A 16,056-nucleotide genomic window follows, 5' to 3' on the forward strand; every position below is an offset into this window, starting at 1 on the left:
GTATCGTTTTTGCTACACTACCGCAAAGGTCGACCTATTCATAGGTATGTGCAGACACACTTTACCTTGTGTGCAGACCATAAAGCCTCTGGTTCCCAGTTGAGTGTCGGTAGGTTGACCTTTAACAGCGTATGGTGTAACTCTTAAAACTCAATGATCATGGCAGTATCCTATAAAGTAGTCAGTAAAAGACCCGGCGGCCTGGCCGGCGAAAATCCACCCAAATATTATCCCGTGGTAACGAAGCGATCCCTGGTGGATACCAGAGATCTGGCCGAAGAGATTAGTAGTCGCAATAGTTTCAGCACGGCAGATGTGATCGGCATCATTGAGTCATTGATTCAAATGGTTCCCGAAAAGCTGCAGCAGGGAAGCAACGTACGTCTGGATGGGTTTGGCACTTTTAGTCTTCACGTATCGGCCGTAGGCCAGGAAGATCCAGCCAAGGTCACCAAACGAGACATAACTAAGGTGAAGATGGCCTTCCTGCCAAGCAAGCACATCAAAAAGAAACTCACCGGAACCACATTTACTAAAGTACCCAAAAGCAGAAGGAAAACAGGTTAACCACCCCATGGATTGACCTGGTACTGATCCATGTAGTTTTGCTTCTGGATGATGAGCGCCTTTTCTTTTCCATTGTCATGAATGGGTGCAAAGCCATAGTCGTAACAGAAATAGTATGTGAGCTTGGTGGTGAAAAATTGCCCTGAATAGTATTTGTAATCATACCCTTTGATTTCCAGGACTTCCCTTCTTACAGTGGCCTTTCCTTCGGGGCATAGATCTTTTAGGATTCGTCGATTCTTCCTTATCTGTGCATTGACATTGGCCATGTAGCGCTCATCGGCTCGTTTATGCCTGTTGTGATAAGCATTTCTACACTGTGCATCGCAGAATTTCTGATCCAGGCGTCCCAGGAGAGGCTTCTCACAGTGGAGGCAGGTTCGCGCTTCATTGATATCTGTTCCAAAAGTCATAAACTGCAATTAAACCACTATAGTAAACATTATTCATTTTATTAAATGCTTAGATACGTATATAAATGCTTAAGCAAATGACTAATGCCTCCTTTTTTACCTATTTGCATTCATGAATCCAACCAAAGAACGTCATATCACTTTAAAACACCTGGTCATAGGTGGTGAACGGATGATTGGCTTGCAATTCTACCCTGACAAGGTCATTCATGCGATGGTGAAAAAGTTTCCTGGTGTGAAGTGGAGCCATACGTTTCAAATGGTGGTGCTTCCGAATAACCAGAAGATACTTACGGCCATTTTTGAAACTTTCAAGGGAGTAGCCTGGGTAAATACCAGCTCTTTCTTTGTGAACCGACCAGTGAACAGTGGTAATGAACCATTGAGTGTGGATGCTTACAGGCAGCGTCCGAAAAATCCAAAATGGAAACATTGCCCAGAGGAGTTTTATCAAAAACTGGAGATCAGAAAATACGCCCTCAACACGGCCAAAATCTACATCAGCATGTTTGAGCGCTTCATAAACCATTTTAAAGAAGTGGAGAATCCCATGCACATCTCCGAACAACAGGTGAAGCAATTCCTGCAACACTTAGTGCAAGAACGGCGGTCGGACAGTTACATCAACCAGGCAATCAATGCCATTAAGTTTTACTACGAAGTGGTCAAGGAAATGCCCAATCGCTTCTATGATGTAGAGCGGCCAATTAAAAAGGAAACATTACCCAAAGTGATCAGTAAAGAGAGTGTTTTCAAAATGATCGACTGCTGCAGCAACATCAAGCACAGATGCATCATCGGGCTGCTGTACTCCGCAGGCCTAAGAAGAAATGAGCTGCTCAATCTGAGGTTGGAAGATATTGATAGTGAAAGGATGGTGATTGTAATTAAAAACAGCAAGGGCAATAAGGATAGACTGACCTTGCTTAGTTCTCGACTTTTAAAAGATCTAAGGAAGTATTATCAAATTCACAAACCCAAACACTTCTTATTTGAAGCTCCGAATGGAGCTAGGTATAGTGCTGCCAGTGTGTCCAAAATAGTCAGACGTTCAGCTGAGAAGGTGAAAATCAATAAGCGAGTCACTCCTCATGTTTTGAGACATTCATTTGCCACCCATCTATTGGAAAGTGGTACGGATTTACGTTATATCCAAACTCTTCTAGGTCACAATTCAAGCAGAACTACGGAAATCTACACCCATGTCGCAGTAAATGGTTTGGCATCCATCAAAAATCCACTAGATTAGTCAAGACATAGTGCGTATATGTTGCACAAGTGCAACATATACATACGTTGTGAATCATCTTTGGTTTCTTCTACCGACCCCAGTCCATTTTTTCATCAAATAAGATACCAAGCTGTAGGCATCTGAACCGTCCTAACCGCTTGAGTTTGAACCTTCATCTTGTAGCTCAACTCTGTCATTTCCAAAGGAACTTCATCGCTAAATCAACTTCATCTCAGTTAGTATCTAGTCGCCAAAGTGGCCCATCAGATGGAACGCCTGCATAACCTGATTCCTCCGTCAGAAACAGATTAGTTATCTACTTACTTCGTGCTATCGCGAATAGGCCAAACTGCCGGATTTAGGAACTTTCTACAAAACGGCGTTGTTTTCAGCTTTGCAGTGAACCTCCGGCAGTGCTTAAACGATGGAAGAAGTAGGAAGCTTTGCTTAAGCAGGTAGCGCAGGGTTGGAAGCATCTGCCAGGTTAACAGCTTTTAGCTGAAAACTGATGATTTACCAAGAAGGCGGGCAGGCCCGGCGGAATACCGGGGTGAGCGCAGGCTTTGTGGGTGGAAGGATTATTCCGCCTTGATTTTTGCCTACTTTTCATCTAAGGAAAAGTAGGGGCCCCTCGGCCTGAGGGATGTACTAACAAGCAAAAGACGAATTCACAACAAGCGCTGATCCGCCATGTGTCTTATCATCATTTGACGCTGAATCAAAACCTGACCGCTTACTGCTCATTCTGAAATTTCTTCACACTATTTACCTGAAGTGCTTCTGGAGGAAAACTTGCATTACGCAGTTCTTTGTAGATACTGTTGTGGGGATTGAGCAGTTTCACTACTTTAGAGTATTCTAGCTATCTCGGGACACACAGCGGATAGCTTGGCGTTAGCTGCCAGAACCTCACATGAGAAAATTCATCACCCCATTCAACTTCATCGCTTTACTCCTTTTTGGATTGGGAGTTTATGGAGTTATGGAACCTGGAACATGGGGGTTCGGGCTCTTGGCAACTTTCTATTTCATTCCAATTGCATTGCTAATATTCGGTCTGGATTCATTTATCCGGAACATCACAAACAGAAGGAACCAATATATAAGCGAATTCATTATTATTGGAGTACTTTACTTTTCATATGAATACTCCGAACGCTCAAAAACGTTCATAATTCCAGATAACCCAACATATGAATTCGTAGTAACTATCTACAACCTAGAGAACCAACAAGAACTACCTACCTCAATATTCACTTGGAACTACGAAATGGCTATCCCTGAAAATGGAATCATCTTAACGTCATCCTCAAAGTTTAGCGATCTTCCAAGCACAACTATTCGGACTGCCTCGGGGATCAGTTTAAATGACAGAAATAAAAGCACCGAACTTTGTTTTGGACGAGTTGGATCAGGAACGCTTAACTGCGGAACCCTGAAATTTGACTATGCTGCTTGGAAGATTGACAAAGGGGGTGCAATTTCTTACTCAAGCAACGACATCAAAACACTCGAAAGAAGGCTCTGTCAACTGATAAACCCGGATTGAAATCCGGCAGCTAACAGACACTATCGGTTATGTGCCAAACTGCCTCTTTGCCAGCCTTATCGGGACTTGACCGCTCCAGTACACCTTCTGAAAGTTCATCGCTTTAGGATGCTTCTGTGGTTCTGGATTTTTACTTTCTGAACGCAGTGCCTTGTGGAAACCGTTGTGCTTCTGGTGCACTTCCGCTATTTTAGCTGTACTTGCCAACTGTGGGCACACAAACCGATAGTTGAGCGTTAGCATCAATAAATCTTCTAAACGGATAATTTTGGAATTCGGAATTGGTCAACACTCTAATCTAACAACCCAACAAACTGGTTGGATTAACGAACTTTCTGAAGAACTCAATTCCTTTCTAAATGAACGCAATTTTGGCGATGGTCTGGCAGAATTGGTAATTGGATTAATAGTTGTTAAGCCTGAATTCGAAGCTTTTGCGAAACCTAAACGTCCACGATATTTTCCTGGTGAAAGATCTTTCACAACAGAAGGAATTACAATCAACACTTTGAATTGCGCTGAAATCGATGTGAAAATTGACTTTCAGGATGCAATTAAGCTGGAACGCTTGGAGCTTTTGCAGTTATTATCCGAACGAATCATTGAACAGTTACCTTCATTGACAAGACTATCTAAACTAAAGGATTTTGACTTTGGAGCCTTTGAACTAGAAATAACAAAGTTTCTTCGAAGCAAAAACTACCTGAAAAACTGATGCTAACATGATGTATGAAAGGCATGTGCTAAAGTGCTTTCTACAAACTGTATTGGGACTTGACCGTGAGTCAGCCGCCGAGAAAGTTTTGTGGCTTTCGGAGACTAAAGTTCGCGGGATTTTTTACTTGTGGAACGCACTGCTTTCTACAAACTTTGGAAGCACCGGCAGCTTCACTATTTTAGTGCTGTCCACAAAGTGAGAGCACACGCCTCATACATGGGCGTTACAGCACATAATCTCCCATGAACGAATTTGCAATTCTAGCCCTAATTTTTCTTGCTGTTGTTGGTAACCTTCTATGGTTCTGGCTCAAGAACGACCTCCAACAACTTGGCTATGAAACGCATTTCTTTAGAGGTCATTTCAACGACCTTTCGAACGCTGCTGAAGTAATCAAGAAAACAGATAATCCTCAAACTAAAAGAACTTACCGAAGCGTCCTATTCTCTATAATTGGAGTTATCATTTTGATGCCAACGATCTTCTTCACGAACATCCCAACAATTGGAACCCATAGATGTAAACTCTTCAACGATTACCTGGAAAACCATGTGCAGGCAGTAATTGAGTCAAAATTTATCGACTCTTTTAACCACAACATCCGAACACTGAACTTGAACAACGGGAAGAGAGAAACTCAAACTCCCATATTTGTAATTGAACTTTACGATTATTTACAACCGAACGACAGCATTAGCAAAGTCGCAGGCAACACTGAACTCATAGTGTACCGGAACGGAAACGAACGAACCTTTAATGTCGAACGCACTGACTGGTGCAACGAATAAAAACGTGCTGTAACAGGCGATATAGCGAATGGCCAAACTGCCTATCTGATACTTCAGTGCAACTTGACCGTGATCCTGCCCATTCTGCTGACCTTTCGGCTTCTAGCTACTTTTTTATTTCTGGATTTGACTTGCAGAACGCAGTGCATTGTGGATACTGTTGTGGGGGTTGGGCAGTTTCACTACTTTAGAGGTGTTTACAAAGGATATGGCCACTCGCCATATCTGAATTCCAGGGGTTAAACAAGGGGATGGGTATAAATTTCGTCATATATTCTACCATCCCTCACACAAGCAAAAACTCTATGAATAAGCTTATTTCTAATTGCATTGAGCACTAAGCTAAAGGTTCGTTGTGGTTGTTAGATTTCATTCTATGCTCTAGCAACTCTCATCTCAACTGCTTAACTTTATAAACATGAACGTCAAAGAAAGAATAAAGGAACGAGTTAACGATATCAATGACCCAAGACTATTGGATGAACTGCTGAAGGCAGTCGAACTTGAATATGAAATCGAACATGTGGATCAACTAACAGACATTGAAAAAAGTGCCATAGACGAGGGAATTTCTGACGCTGAACTTGGCAAACTCCACTCCAACTCAGAAGCAAGCCAACTGGTTAAAGAATGGCTAAAAAAGTAAGATGGACTACTCGATCCATTACTGATCGAACGGACATTTACAGATATTGGCTCGAACGGAATCAATCTGATTCATATTCCGAAAAACTTGAACAACTGTTTGAAAAATCGGCAGAACTCATTTCGAACTTTCCAAATATTGGGAAACGAACAGACTATCGTAGCGTGTATTCTAAAGTTGTCCGAGACTACAAGATTTTCTATCGCATTGAACCTAATGAAATCCAAATACTGAGAGTGTGGGATACTCGTCAACACCCTAATTCAACTGGATTGTAAAACGAAAATCTAACAGTCGCTAGCACGAATGCGCCAACTGCCAATCAGCCTGGTGCGGTGGGATTCGCCCACTTCAGTGCACCTTCTGCCAGTTTCTGTGCTCTCTATTCTTCCCTTGCTTCTGGCGAATGTCTTTCTGTACGCATCGGTATCTGAAAGTTTGCGGGGGTGGTGCACCTTCGTTACTTTTATCGTTACCTAGCAAGTTTCGGACATCCGCCGCTTAGCTAATCGTTAGATTCCATCATGCGCCTCTGAAATAATCTCAGGTGTTTTTCCAATCATATAGCACATTATAGCAGCTGGAACTTTTTTTATATCTTTACTTAAATCTTGCTGATCAATAGTGGTAATCCAACCAGCTTGCAGCTTATTAGCTTCCATAAAAGATCTCAAGTTGGAAGTATCTCCGGAATTTGACCACTTAATCTCTAGAGCCCAATTAGGTTTTTGAGTAGCCCTATCAACGCTTACAAAATCGATCTCTCTAGTCTTCCTTCCATCTTTCCATCTTGCATATCGAATATCATAACTCCTATGTAGATATTGATCGAATATTGCCGTTTCTACAAGACCTCCAAACATATCAGATGTCGACTCGATTGGAGTAAACATAGCACTCCTAAATGAGACGTTAGTTAAGAATAGTTTGAACTGCTGCTCCTTTTTAAGTCTGCGCGCATTAACATCAACTCTAGATAACTTTTTAATAAGAAATGCAGCCTGAAGATACTCAATGTAATTATCGAGTAGGTGCCTTGATATTTGCAGGTCACGCTCCATATTGGCCATTGAGGTTTCATTTGATGAGTTGTAAGCAACTACATTAAAAAATGAATTCATATCCTGAGTATCTCTTACTCCATACAAATTGGGGAGATCCTTAAGGAGAACTTTATCAATTATATCCTGAGTTACATATCTTTTTAAATCATCCTGCATTTCAGGATTCATCACAACTTCAGGGTAACCTCCATAATGGATGTATTTAATAAATTCCTGATTAAATGCAACGATATCGAAGGCTTCCGAAACTCTATCAGCGTGCTTGAGCATTCCTTCCTTGCCAGTCATATCTATAAACTCAGCAAATGTTAAGGGAGGTAAGACAAAATCGGTAAATCTACCTGCACCAGACTCCTGACTTTTTCTTCTTAACGCAGCGGCCGCACTTCCAGAAACAATAAACTTTGTTTCATGGTAAGAATCAACCATGGTCTTTAGATAATTCTCCCACTCTTTTAAATATTGAATTTCATCAAAAAAGAAATAACAGCCTTCTGGATTCTCTAAACTTGCCGCTTCGAGAGACAATGACATCAGATAGTCTGGGTCCAATCTCGAATAAATAGGCTTATCTAAACTTATATAGATGATCTTTCGTGACTGTATACCAGAATCAATAAGTTTCTGGATAGATTGATTCAACATCACCGTTTTACCAACCCTCCTTGGCCCCATTAATACAACTGCTCGTTTTGGTCTCTTGGTTGTAACTAGACTATGAAAGGAATCAAAATATGCCCTGTATTTAAACGGTTGGAAAAACTCAGCAATTTCGGATGTTTGCCACCACGGATTGTCAACAACAATTCGCTTTTTAATATCTTCTTTGTCGTATTTGATGAAATTCATTTAAACAAATGAAACATATTTGTTCTTTTTTAACAAAATATTTTACAAAATAAAAGAATAAACAAACACTATCATCCATAAGCTAACTGAGTCTCCTCACACCAAATTCACCAGTTTCGTACACTCTTCCAATAAAGCCAGCTCTTGTTGTAGAAATGCTTCGGTGGTTACCGGACTGGACAACTCGGGCTCCATAAATCGTTTTCGAATGGATAGAGCAATGCGGATCGTATTCCCGATGAAGGCAAACCTGGCATGACCCCAGATCACTTTGCGAGCACGTAAGTCTTCATCAACAGTCAGCAGCTTATTGATTACCTCCACGGAGAATAGCTGCTGCGCAAATGCGGCGTTCTCCGAATACAACCGATACTTACCTAGAGACTTAGAGGTGGACTCATTCAGTTTTACAATCTCAGCCTGGTCGTTTTCACTTAACCGCTTTTTCTTTCGTACCAGCCAGCATGGTGCCGCAAACTGTTGAGACAATTGGATTTCCAGGTACATCCCCTTAAATGCTGTCCTGGTCTTAGTGGAATCCGACCCGGAGAGTAGTTCCAATTTTACCTCAGCAAAACTTATCGACCTACCCTCTATCCTTCCTGAGACAAAATCTTCACTATGACAAGCATTGAAATAAGAAAACAAATAACTCTCCTCCAGTCTCTGCTGGGTAAAACCTCCACGACTCTCATAGATGAATCCAGGACCTAAATGCGGTATGATCTTCGATACCACATTTCTTTGAAAGTAATCCTTGTACTGCCCATGCTCATAGGAGTGCTTGACCCCATAAATCACCAGACACAACATGAATATCCCCCCAGCTATACTAGACGAGGTTGCTCCATCGTCAGGCACTATAATGGCATACACAATGAACAGCAGGGCACTGATCATCCCTAGATTAAAGGCGATTTTGAATGGACGTACGCGACGGTAGTGATACTGGCGCTTTTGCTCAGCATCGTTTAATTCAGCGCTAAGTTCCTGCAGTAGAAATTTGGTATCGAGCATGTTAACCAGAGGGTGATGTCTGATCAAATTACACAATTAATCCGTAACCACCTATAGAAGAGCAACTTACAGAAATACTACTTCTTACCTATTGAATCAATTGATGACTTAAAAAGAGTGGGAACTTGCTCCAATCAAGCATGGCTCACTTAACTACCGAAAACACAGAATGTGTCTCCTTTCCCCGCAATATGACCAGGTATCGGCCCGATGATAAATGATCGGTGCGCCAACTGACTAGTCGCTTCCGGTCTACTACTCCGGCAAAGATGGACTCCACTTTCTTGCCCTGCATATCCACCAGGTCAATCGTCACAAAATCAGTGACATCCTTGACAGCCACCGTCACATTGGACGTGAGGGGATTGGGGTACACCATCAACTGATCGCTCTTTTGTCCAGCTGACTGTACCGTCCGTGATCCAATGATCGGAATCTGTTCAAACCCCTTAAACAAAGCTGATTCAGCCATAGAGGCATCTGCACCAAGCCATTGCTGCAAGATAGATGAATAGGTCTGCCGAAAATCATAGGTCATCTCCAGGTTATCATCATAATTAGCGGTTGATTTGATTATTGGGTTGGAACCTGTCACTCCTCCCATCACGGCATTGCCAAAAAAGAACATAGGTGCGGCGGCACCATGATCGGTACCCAGGCTAGCATTGGACACTATCCTTCTTCCAAACTCCGAGAATGTCATCCCTACTACCCGATCTTCAGTGCCCTGCATTTCCAGATCATCTATAAACGCCATGATGGAATCATTTAAGTCACTCAAAAGATCCGCATGCTCACCTGTGGTATGGTCCAAGGCTTCTACCTGGGCATCATGCGTATCAAATCCCCCAAGACGTACCAGATAAAGCGGAGTGCGTAACCCTCCAGCGATCAACCGACTCACTATCTGTAGCTGCTGACCGAGTGAACTCTGAGGGAAATCCGCCTGGCGCTTTACTTTCTCTGCAGCTTCTTGCACCACTTTACCGTATTGTTGGCTTTGCTTCTCTATCACACGAATGTAGTGCAGCTTATCGCCTGCATAGCTGTCAGGCACTTCACGATCTTCATTGTCCACCAGCTCATAAAAAAACTCCGGATCGCTGATCACCATACTCATGGCACTTTCTGGTCCTTGAAAGAGCAATGAACTGCCATAACCAAGCTCAACAGACAGTGGATCTGTAAAATCATCATTGGGATAGCTATCGGGGTATCCCGGAAACCGGTCGCTTAGGTACCTTCCAGACCATCCGGAATTGACCAGCTCATTAGAGTCGGAAGCACTCATCCAAATATCGGTAGACCGGAAATGCGAATAGTTTTGCTGTGGATATCCTACATTCTGAATAATCTGCAATCGGTCTTCGGTGTAAAGATCATATAAGCCAGATAGAGCTGGATGTAAGCCCACCGGTGCATCACTTAGTCCCAACAGGCTGTTTTCGGGCAATATCACGTGTGGTCGCACTGTATTAAGAGCTGAAAGTTGATCCATTGGCACGACGGTATTCAACCCATCATTACCTCCTTCCAAATAAATCATGACCAGCACCCGGTCGGTGCTAGTAGCCATCCGAAGCAGGTCAGCTAACGTCTGAGCGCCTGGTTGGCGAAAGCCCAGACTCCCCAAAATACCTGGAACGGCCAGTGAATGTCCTACATGCCTTATAAACGACCTTCTTTTCATGTGTTCAAAAGTTTACGCTCATTACATTAGTTGAGCCTCTCCCAGTTGCAATAAATGTTGCATAGCAGGTTTGAGTCTGTTAAGGACTACCATTTCATATTCTGAGTCGCCCGGATTGTTAATTAGCTGATTCCAGGCAATCGTCCAATAGCTGTCAGTCTGCTGGCCTGACAGCAATATCGCTTTGAGGTTGTCCAGCGTGGACTGCTCCAGCTGTATGCCCAATAGCAGTAGACTGCACTCTTTCAGCATGAGATTGGGATCCTCAGGATTATTCAACCGCTTCAAAAATTGGATCAGATCAGCAGGTAACTGAATGTCGCTATTGATCCAATACCCCCAATACACCATCGAATCTCCAGTCAATGCTCTATTGGTAATGGTATCTGTAGTGATCCAGTATTTGTCAAAGGAAGGCTCCTGATAGTACGCAGGCCACCCTGACACACTTGGCGGGTCGCCGAGTTCCATCCCCTGGTTGGCCATCTGCCAGAGTACACTTGAATATTGATCTTTTAGATCCAGAACGTCAGCCTCCACCAGTCCCATACCAAGAGTGCGCCACAGCCCAATCATAAACTCTGCCGGGCTTTTGATCATGGAGCCATGATTAGCAGGATCATTAAAATGAGCACTCGACAGCAGTTTTTCCAACACGGGCTTGATTTCATAATTGCTGGACCGAAACAGGTCAGCCAAAGGCTGAATGATGGTAGACTCGACTGATTCGTCAATATGGTGATAGACGAAAAACTTGTACAACCTGCGGCAGATGTACAGAGCTGTTTCGTTATTATCAAATAGCATGTCCAGCAACTCGTCGAGCTCCTGGGCTCCATCTGCACCGGACTTTCCGGTGATGACTCGATTTCCATAGAAGGCAGAAAACTCTTTGTCTGAAGTCTCATGAAAGGGTGGATAGAAGAAGACCTGAAGCTCTCCGGCATCATAGAAATGCTCCCAATCCACTACCCAACCGGTAAGGACTCTTGCTGCGGCCTGCACATCTGATTCAGTGAAATTAGCAGCTGTCCCCTTCCCGATACAAAACAGCTCCTGAAGCTCTCTGGCATAGTTTTCATCTGGTGCCTCTTTGTTGTTGAAGGTACCATTTAAGTAAAGAAGCATGGCCGGGTCCAATGTGAGCTCACGGATCAACGTCTTGAAATTGCCAAAACAGTTGGTTCGTAGCATGTCAAAATAGCGGTAGCATAGTTTGGCATAAAACACATCCCACGTCTGAACAGGCAATAGATTGTGCCAAAAAAGCACCATCTTCTCTTCCAGACTTGTTGGCTGCTCAATCATATTTCTCACCAGCCAATTTTTCAATGAGATGGTCCTGGGCCCTTCATAGTCTCCTGCATGTGCTGCATGTATCCAGGTTTCCCCAAATGCTACCTCCGGATCTTCTATTCCTTCCGATGGATCGTTGTAATCATTAACCGGTGGCTCAGGCGGAGTGCTTTTGGTCAGTACTAGCTCTACTGCTTCCGCCAATCCAAGACCTGCCAGTGAGTGAAAATCTTCTGGCTTTACTCCAAAGAGCACACGCTTTAAAAAGTGGGCATGATTCACATCGTTCCAGTCACCGGTATAAGGTTCCAGGCCCGTTGAGGTGTTTCGTTGTACAGAACGACTACCCGGATCTGTTTTCAAGATCACGAGTGGCACCTTGCGGTATTTCTGCATCAATTGATGATAGTTCTTTGGACGATAATCCTTAGTTTTCATCTTTATACTTCTAAGTGTATGATATGAAGTTAGCTTTTTTAAACTGCATTCTCAATGACAATTAACGAATCCATCCTTAATCCCATCTATTATGATCAATAAAATTTTCGCCGGAGTACTCGTACTGATATTAGTGCACTCCTGCAATGAGCCAACCAAAAAGGCCCAAATGACTGAAGCCAGCGATGATATGATAGCCTATGATTCCGCCCTGGCTGCCAAAGTAGGGGCTGATGCCTATGGCATGCGCCAATACGTGATGGCCAATCTGATAGCCGGACCGAATCGGGATCAGGACTCCACCACTGCCGCCCAGCTTCAGCGAGCACATCTCGACAACATCACCCGGATGGCGGAGGAAGGTAAGCTGGTACTTGCTGGACCTTTTATGGATGACGGTGACGTACGCGGTATTTATGTATTTGCTGTGGAAACGATAGAAGAGGCCGAGGAGCTCACCAAGTCAGATCCGGCCATCCAGGCAGGCCGTTTGCGTATGGAGCTGCGTCCATGGTATGGCTCAGCAGCACTGATGCTGCTCAACGACTGGCATGAAAAAGTCTCCCAGGAAGGTATATAAACCAAAAAAGCCCCCTGATCGTCCATCAGGGGGCCAAACCAACAATAACCCAATCAACGCTCCTTCAAGATGAAGCGAATTGGGACAGTCCTATAAACTCTTACCGCCATCCCACGTTGCTTACCAGGTTTCCAGGCAGGAGCTTCGCTTACCACACGCATGGCTTCTTCATCACATCCGGCACCTATTCCTTTCACTACTTTCACGTCGGTGATGCTACCATCCTTTTCTACTACGAACTGTACGAAGACCATCCCACTTATATTTAATCTTCTCGCGGCTTCCGGGTAGTTCATATTGTCAGCTACGTACTGATAGAAGCTTGCCATACCACCGTATGGTTCTGGCCATGTCTCCACCACCTGGAAGATCTCTTCTACTTTCTCCTCTTCCATGTCCAGGATCACTTCTTCATAAACCACATCTTCCACGGCTAGATCTTCTGTCATTTCCATGTCCAGGTTGATCTCCATGTCTTCGATGAGCACTTCATCCTCCACTTCTTTCAGCTGAAAGACTTCCAGGTTTTTCTTTGGAGGGGGTGGTGGTGGTTGATTACTCACTGGCATTTCCACTACTTCATCAAAGTTTCCTTCTACATTTCCTAGATCGACCAGATTCATATTGTCATAGGTCTTCCAGTTGAAAGCAATGATGATAAAGAGCAAACTGATACTGAGGCTTAGGAAAAAGAGCATAGGTCTTCTATCGGCTTCTACTCGTTGACGCTCTCGCTTGATCTGCATCAATCCATCATACTGATTGAGTTTCTTTTCCTTTCTATGAATGATTTCATTGGCATGAATCAAATGAGGTAAATGAGCCTCTTGCAATCCAGGAATTTTCTGGGGGGTGTTGATATGCGTTTTCATGACTTATTGTGGTTTGTTTATTCTAAGGTCATGAAATGCTGAGAGTAGACAAATGACCGTTATCAGATGCGGAACTGATTCTTAACGGAGCATTAAGAAAAAATTTAGTATGCTTGCATAACAAATTTTTTCCTAACTTTATAGGTCTCTTATTAGTTAGAGAACATTAACTTAGAAACAAATTAAATCTGAAGATGATGAAGAAAAATTTATTGAACCCACTAAGAGCTCTAGCGCTTTTTACGGCGGTGATTGCTCTTGTATTTACAACTAGCTGTGGTGATGATGAGGATCCCGATTGTGATGAGCTTACATGGTATGCCGATGCGGATGGTGACGGTCTAGGAGATGCTGAGACATCTGTTATGGCTTGTGAACAACCTGAAGGATATGTTGATAATTCAGACGATGATGATGATACTCAAGCTGAGCCTACTTCAAATCTATGGGAACTTGTTGAGTCAACTGAAGGATTAGACTCTCTTGAAAAATATCTTGGTGTTTATCCTGATCTAGTTGCAACTTTGGAAGCTGAAGGAACATTTACACTATTTGCTCCAGACAATAATGCATTTATAGGTCTTCTCCAAACTCCTGGATTCCCTCAAAATATAGCCTCAATCAATCCTGACATTATCAAAAATGTGCTAGCCTACCACGTATCGGTTACACTGTATGAGTCTTCTGACTTAACTGCTGGTACTCAGGTGGCTACAGCTAGTGCTGGTAACGAGTTGATCATCGTAAATGAAGATGGAACGCTTAAGACAGGATCAACGAATCAGAATATCGAGATTAAGACAGCAGATAGAGCTGCTACTAATGGAGTGATGCACATAGTGGGTTCGGTCATGATACCACCAACTGTTGGGCAGACATTGACTCCAATTCTAGGTACAAATGCTGGCACACTGCTTTTAGGTGCTGACTTCTCTATTTTAGCTCAAGCAATTCTTAAGGCAGATACTTTTGCAACAGGTGCTGGTCTACCAACTCTAGCGTCCATACTTTCAGCTGATGCATCAGAGGATGCCACCAAGTTGAACACGGTTTTTGCACCTTCTAATGCAACATTCGAAGTGCTTGCTGACAGTCTGTTTGGTGATAACAATGATGAGGCTACTGAAGCAGAAATTAACAGTTTCTTAGGGTTTTATTCAGGCCAACAATTCTATGGTATTGTTGCTAATCACGTAATTGTTGGACAAACGTTAGGTGTTTCTGATTTATCAACTGGAGCATCATTTGCTACAGCAGCATCCTCTGCGGCACAAGCCCAAATGTTAACTTTCTACCAAATTGAAGGGGCTGGAGATTTTACAGATGTTTTCATCGATTCAAATGGAGACTTTAACCCTACTGAAGGAACAGGGCTAAACGCCGAGGTAGCTCTACCAAATGCGGCAGATTCAGGTAATGGAACTGTTCACGTGATAGCTGGATTGCTTACCCCAATACAGTAATTCAAACATAAATTATTTTAAAAAGGTCAGTGTTTCAACGCACTGACCTTTTTTTATAATCTTTCGCCACACTTATTGCAATAGTTGGCATTACGCGGATTCTCTTCCATACATCGCTCACAGCGCCGATCCTTTTTTCGCTCTAACTTTCCTATCTCAGAAGTCATGATACCCGTTGGTACGGCAATAATGGCATATCCGGTAAGCATCAGCAGCGTAGCAAATGTCTGCCCCAAAATGGTTTGAGGTGCAATGTCACCGTAACCTACAGTAGTCACTGTGACAACCGCCCAGTAGATGCTTCTTGGAATACTGGTAAACCCATTTTCTCCGCCTTCTATTAAGTACATCAGGGTTCCGGTGATCACCACCAGTGTGGAAACTGCACCCATAAAAACCAATATCTTGCGTTGAGCTCCCTGCAGTGCATGTCCTAGCAATTTTGCTTCTTCCAGATATCTGGTCAATTTGAGTATTCGAAATACCCGAAGCAAACGAATTGCTCTGATGACCACCAAATAGGTTCCTCCTGAAATAAAGATGGATATATAGGTGGGTAACAAAGCGACTAAATCGATCAGCCCTAACCCACTGAACACATAATTTGAGGGTTTTCGGGTTATAAAAATCCTCAGGAGATACTCAATTGTAAACAGGCCTGTAAAAGTCCATTCCAACAGCAAGAATACATCTAGATAACTTGAACGAAGTTCACCTACACTTTCTAACATTACCACGATGATACTAAGCAGTATGGCAATTAATAGAATGACATCAAATAGCTTTCCTGCTGGAGTGTCTGTACCAAATACAATGATGTACAGTCGTGTTCTTAATCGATGAAAATGCTTGAATTTGATATCTTCCATACCTCT

The 16,056-nt window shown here is 43.1% G+C and carries 17 protein-coding genes; 9 read left to right on the forward strand and 8 right to left on the reverse strand.

Going from position 1 to position 16,056, the window contains the following annotated elements; translation table 11 throughout:
- The first annotated feature begins 159 nt into the window (after nt 1-159).
- Nucleotides 160-567, forward strand: a complete 408-nt coding sequence (locus tag ACO067_RS04555; RefSeq protein WP_421871264.1) for an HU family DNA-binding protein — start codon at nt 160-162, stop codon at nt 565-567.
- Here the strand turns inward: ACO067_RS04555 and ACO067_RS04560 are convergent.
- Nucleotides 564-980, reverse strand: a complete 417-nt coding sequence (locus ACO067_RS04560) for a hypothetical protein (RefSeq protein ID WP_421871266.1) — start codon at nt 978-980, stop codon at nt 564-566. The two genes, ACO067_RS04555 and ACO067_RS04560, sit on opposite strands and share 4 nt — an antisense overlap.
- Before the next feature lie 112 nt (nt 981-1,092).
- On the opposite strand from ACO067_RS04560, the gene ACO067_RS04565 reads away from it, so the two are divergent.
- Nucleotides 1,093-2,229, forward strand: a complete 1,137-nt coding sequence (locus ACO067_RS04565) for a tyrosine-type recombinase/integrase (protein ID WP_421871268.1) — start codon at nt 1,093-1,095, stop codon at nt 2,227-2,229.
- Between the two features lie 895 nt (nt 2,230-3,124).
- The gene (locus tag ACO067_RS04570) at nt 3,125-3,760 is read left to right on the forward strand and encodes a hypothetical protein (protein ID WP_421871271.1); all 636 of its coding nucleotides are present in this window, start codon (nt 3,125-3,127) and stop codon (nt 3,758-3,760) included.
- A gap of 27 nt (nt 3,761-3,787) precedes the next feature.
- Here ACO067_RS04570 and ACO067_RS04575 read toward each other — a convergent pair whose 3' ends face one another.
- Nucleotides 3,788-4,003, reverse strand: coding sequence for a hypothetical protein (locus tag ACO067_RS04575; protein ID WP_421871273.1), 216 nt, complete (start codon nt 4,001-4,003; stop codon nt 3,788-3,790).
- 25 nt (nt 4,004-4,028) lie between these two features.
- On the opposite strand from ACO067_RS04575, the gene ACO067_RS04580 reads away from it, so the two are divergent.
- From ACO067_RS04580 to ACO067_RS04595, 4 genes are all read left to right on the forward strand, one after another.
- Complete coding sequence (locus ACO067_RS04580) at nt 4,029-4,475, forward strand: hypothetical protein (protein ID WP_421871275.1); 447 nt, start codon at nt 4,029-4,031, stop codon at nt 4,473-4,475.
- A 245-nt stretch (nt 4,476-4,720) separates the two neighbouring features.
- Nucleotides 4,721-5,266 carry a hypothetical protein gene (locus tag ACO067_RS04585; protein ID WP_421871277.1) on the forward strand — a complete coding sequence of 182 codons (546 nt, stop codon included), beginning with the start codon at nt 4,721-4,723 and terminating at the stop codon, nt 5,264-5,266.
- 418 nt (nt 5,267-5,684) lie between these two features.
- On the forward strand, nt 5,685-5,912 hold the full coding sequence (locus ACO067_RS04590) for a hypothetical protein (protein ID WP_421871279.1): 228 nt from the start codon (nt 5,685-5,687) through the stop codon (nt 5,910-5,912).
- Entirely contained in the window at nt 5,897-6,190 is a 294-nt protein-coding gene (locus tag ACO067_RS04595; protein WP_421871281.1) for a type II toxin-antitoxin system RelE/ParE family toxin, read from the forward strand. The genes ACO067_RS04590 and ACO067_RS04595 overlap by 16 nt, the downstream gene beginning before the upstream one ends.
- Nucleotides 6,191-6,424: 234 nt before the next feature.
- Here ACO067_RS04595 and ACO067_RS04600 read toward each other — a convergent pair whose 3' ends face one another.
- The 4 genes from ACO067_RS04600 to ACO067_RS04615 all read right to left on the reverse strand — a co-directional run bounded on the left by ACO067_RS04600 (nt 6,425) and on the right by ACO067_RS04615 (nt 12,266).
- A complete protein-coding gene (locus ACO067_RS04600; protein WP_421871283.1) occupies nt 6,425-7,825 on the reverse strand; it encodes an ATP-binding protein in 1,401 nt (466 codons plus the stop codon).
- 96 nt (nt 7,826-7,921) lie between these two features.
- Nucleotides 7,922-8,842 carry a DUF3137 domain-containing protein gene (locus tag ACO067_RS04605; RefSeq protein WP_421871285.1) on the reverse strand — a complete coding sequence of 307 codons (921 nt, stop codon included), beginning with the start codon at nt 8,840-8,842 and terminating at the stop codon, nt 7,922-7,924.
- 145 nt (nt 8,843-8,987) lie between these two features.
- Nucleotides 8,988-10,532 (reverse strand): DUF1501 domain-containing protein, encoded by a 1,545-nt coding sequence (locus ACO067_RS04610; protein ID WP_421871286.1) that lies wholly within the window; start codon nt 10,530-10,532, stop codon nt 8,988-8,990.
- 21 nt (nt 10,533-10,553) lie between these two features.
- On the reverse strand, nt 10,554-12,266 hold the full coding sequence (locus ACO067_RS04615; protein ID WP_421871288.1) for a DUF1800 domain-containing protein: 1,713 nt from the start codon (nt 12,264-12,266) through the stop codon (nt 10,554-10,556).
- A 91-nt stretch (nt 12,267-12,357) separates the two neighbouring features.
- Here ACO067_RS04615 and ACO067_RS04620 point away from each other — a divergent pair, with 91 nt between their 5' ends.
- Nucleotides 12,358-12,846, forward strand: coding sequence for a YciI family protein (locus tag ACO067_RS04620; RefSeq protein ID WP_421871291.1), 489 nt, complete (start codon nt 12,358-12,360; stop codon nt 12,844-12,846).
- Nucleotides 12,847-12,899: 53 nt separating this feature from the next.
- On the opposite strand, the gene ACO067_RS04625 is transcribed toward ACO067_RS04620, so the two are convergent.
- Nucleotides 12,900-13,718 (reverse strand): energy transducer TonB, encoded by an 819-nt coding sequence (locus tag ACO067_RS04625; protein WP_421871293.1) that lies wholly within the window; start codon nt 13,716-13,718, stop codon nt 12,900-12,902.
- A 194-nt stretch (nt 13,719-13,912) separates the two neighbouring features.
- On the opposite strand from ACO067_RS04625, the gene ACO067_RS04630 reads away from it, so the two are divergent.
- Nucleotides 13,913-15,181: a fasciclin domain-containing protein gene (locus ACO067_RS04630; protein ID WP_421871295.1), complete on the forward strand. Its 1,269-nt coding sequence runs from the start codon at nt 13,913-13,915 to the stop codon at nt 15,179-15,181.
- Nucleotides 15,182-15,234: 53 nt separating this feature from the next.
- Here ACO067_RS04630 and ACO067_RS04635 read toward each other — a convergent pair whose 3' ends face one another.
- Complete coding sequence (locus ACO067_RS04635) at nt 15,235-16,050, reverse strand: ion transporter (RefSeq protein ID WP_421871297.1); 816 nt, start codon at nt 16,048-16,050, stop codon at nt 15,235-15,237.
- Between the last annotated feature and the right edge of the window lie 6 nt (nt 16,051-16,056).

Origin of the sequence: Marinoscillum sp. (genome assembly GCF_965229915.1) — a bacterium.
In the GTDB taxonomy this organism is placed as follows: domain Bacteria; phylum Bacteroidota; class Bacteroidia; order Cytophagales; family Cyclobacteriaceae; genus Marinoscillum.

Bases quoted from the DNA above. Each gene is read 5' to 3' on its own strand.
- ACO067_RS04595 (WP_421871281.1), top strand. From the start codon at position 5,897: ATGGCTAAAAAAGTAAGATGGACTACTCGATCCATTACTGATCGAACG.
- ACO067_RS04635 (WP_421871297.1), bottom strand. From the start codon at position 16,050: ATGGAAGATATCAAATTCAAGCATTTTCATCGATTAAGAACACGACTG.
- ACO067_RS04575 (WP_421871273.1), bottom strand. From the start codon at position 4,003: ATGCTAACGCTCAACTATCGGTTTGTGTGCCCACAGTTGGCAAGTACA.
- ACO067_RS04560 (WP_421871266.1), bottom strand. From the start codon at position 980: ATGACTTTTGGAACAGATATCAATGAAGCGCGAACCTGCCTCCACTGT.
- ACO067_RS04605 (WP_421871285.1), bottom strand. From the start codon at position 8,842: ATGCTCGATACCAAATTTCTACTGCAGGAACTTAGCGCTGAATTAAAC.
- ACO067_RS04620 (WP_421871291.1), top strand. From the start codon at position 12,358: ATGATCAATAAAATTTTCGCCGGAGTACTCGTACTGATATTAGTGCAC.
- ACO067_RS04625 (WP_421871293.1), bottom strand. From the start codon at position 13,718: ATGAAAACGCATATCAACACCCCCCAGAAAATTCCTGGATTGCAAGAG.
- ACO067_RS04600 (WP_421871283.1), bottom strand. From the start codon at position 7,825: ATGAATTTCATCAAATACGACAAAGAAGATATTAAAAAGCGAATTGTT.
- ACO067_RS04590 (WP_421871279.1), top strand. From the start codon at position 5,685: ATGAACGTCAAAGAAAGAATAAAGGAACGAGTTAACGATATCAATGAC.
- ACO067_RS04610 (WP_421871286.1), bottom strand. From the start codon at position 10,532: ATGAAAAGAAGGTCGTTTATAAGGCATGTAGGACATTCACTGGCCGTT.
- ACO067_RS04570 (WP_421871271.1), top strand. From the start codon at position 3,125: ATGAGAAAATTCATCACCCCATTCAACTTCATCGCTTTACTCCTTTTT.
- ACO067_RS04585 (WP_421871277.1), top strand. From the start codon at position 4,721: ATGAACGAATTTGCAATTCTAGCCCTAATTTTTCTTGCTGTTGTTGGT.
- ACO067_RS04630 (WP_421871295.1), top strand. From the start codon at position 13,913: ATGATGAAGAAAAATTTATTGAACCCACTAAGAGCTCTAGCGCTTTTT.
- ACO067_RS04565 (WP_421871268.1), top strand. From the start codon at position 1,093: ATGAATCCAACCAAAGAACGTCATATCACTTTAAAACACCTGGTCATA.
- ACO067_RS04555 (WP_421871264.1), top strand. From the start codon at position 160: ATGGCAGTATCCTATAAAGTAGTCAGTAAAAGACCCGGCGGCCTGGCC.
- ACO067_RS04615 (WP_421871288.1), bottom strand. From the start codon at position 12,266: ATGAAAACTAAGGATTATCGTCCAAAGAACTATCATCAATTGATGCAG.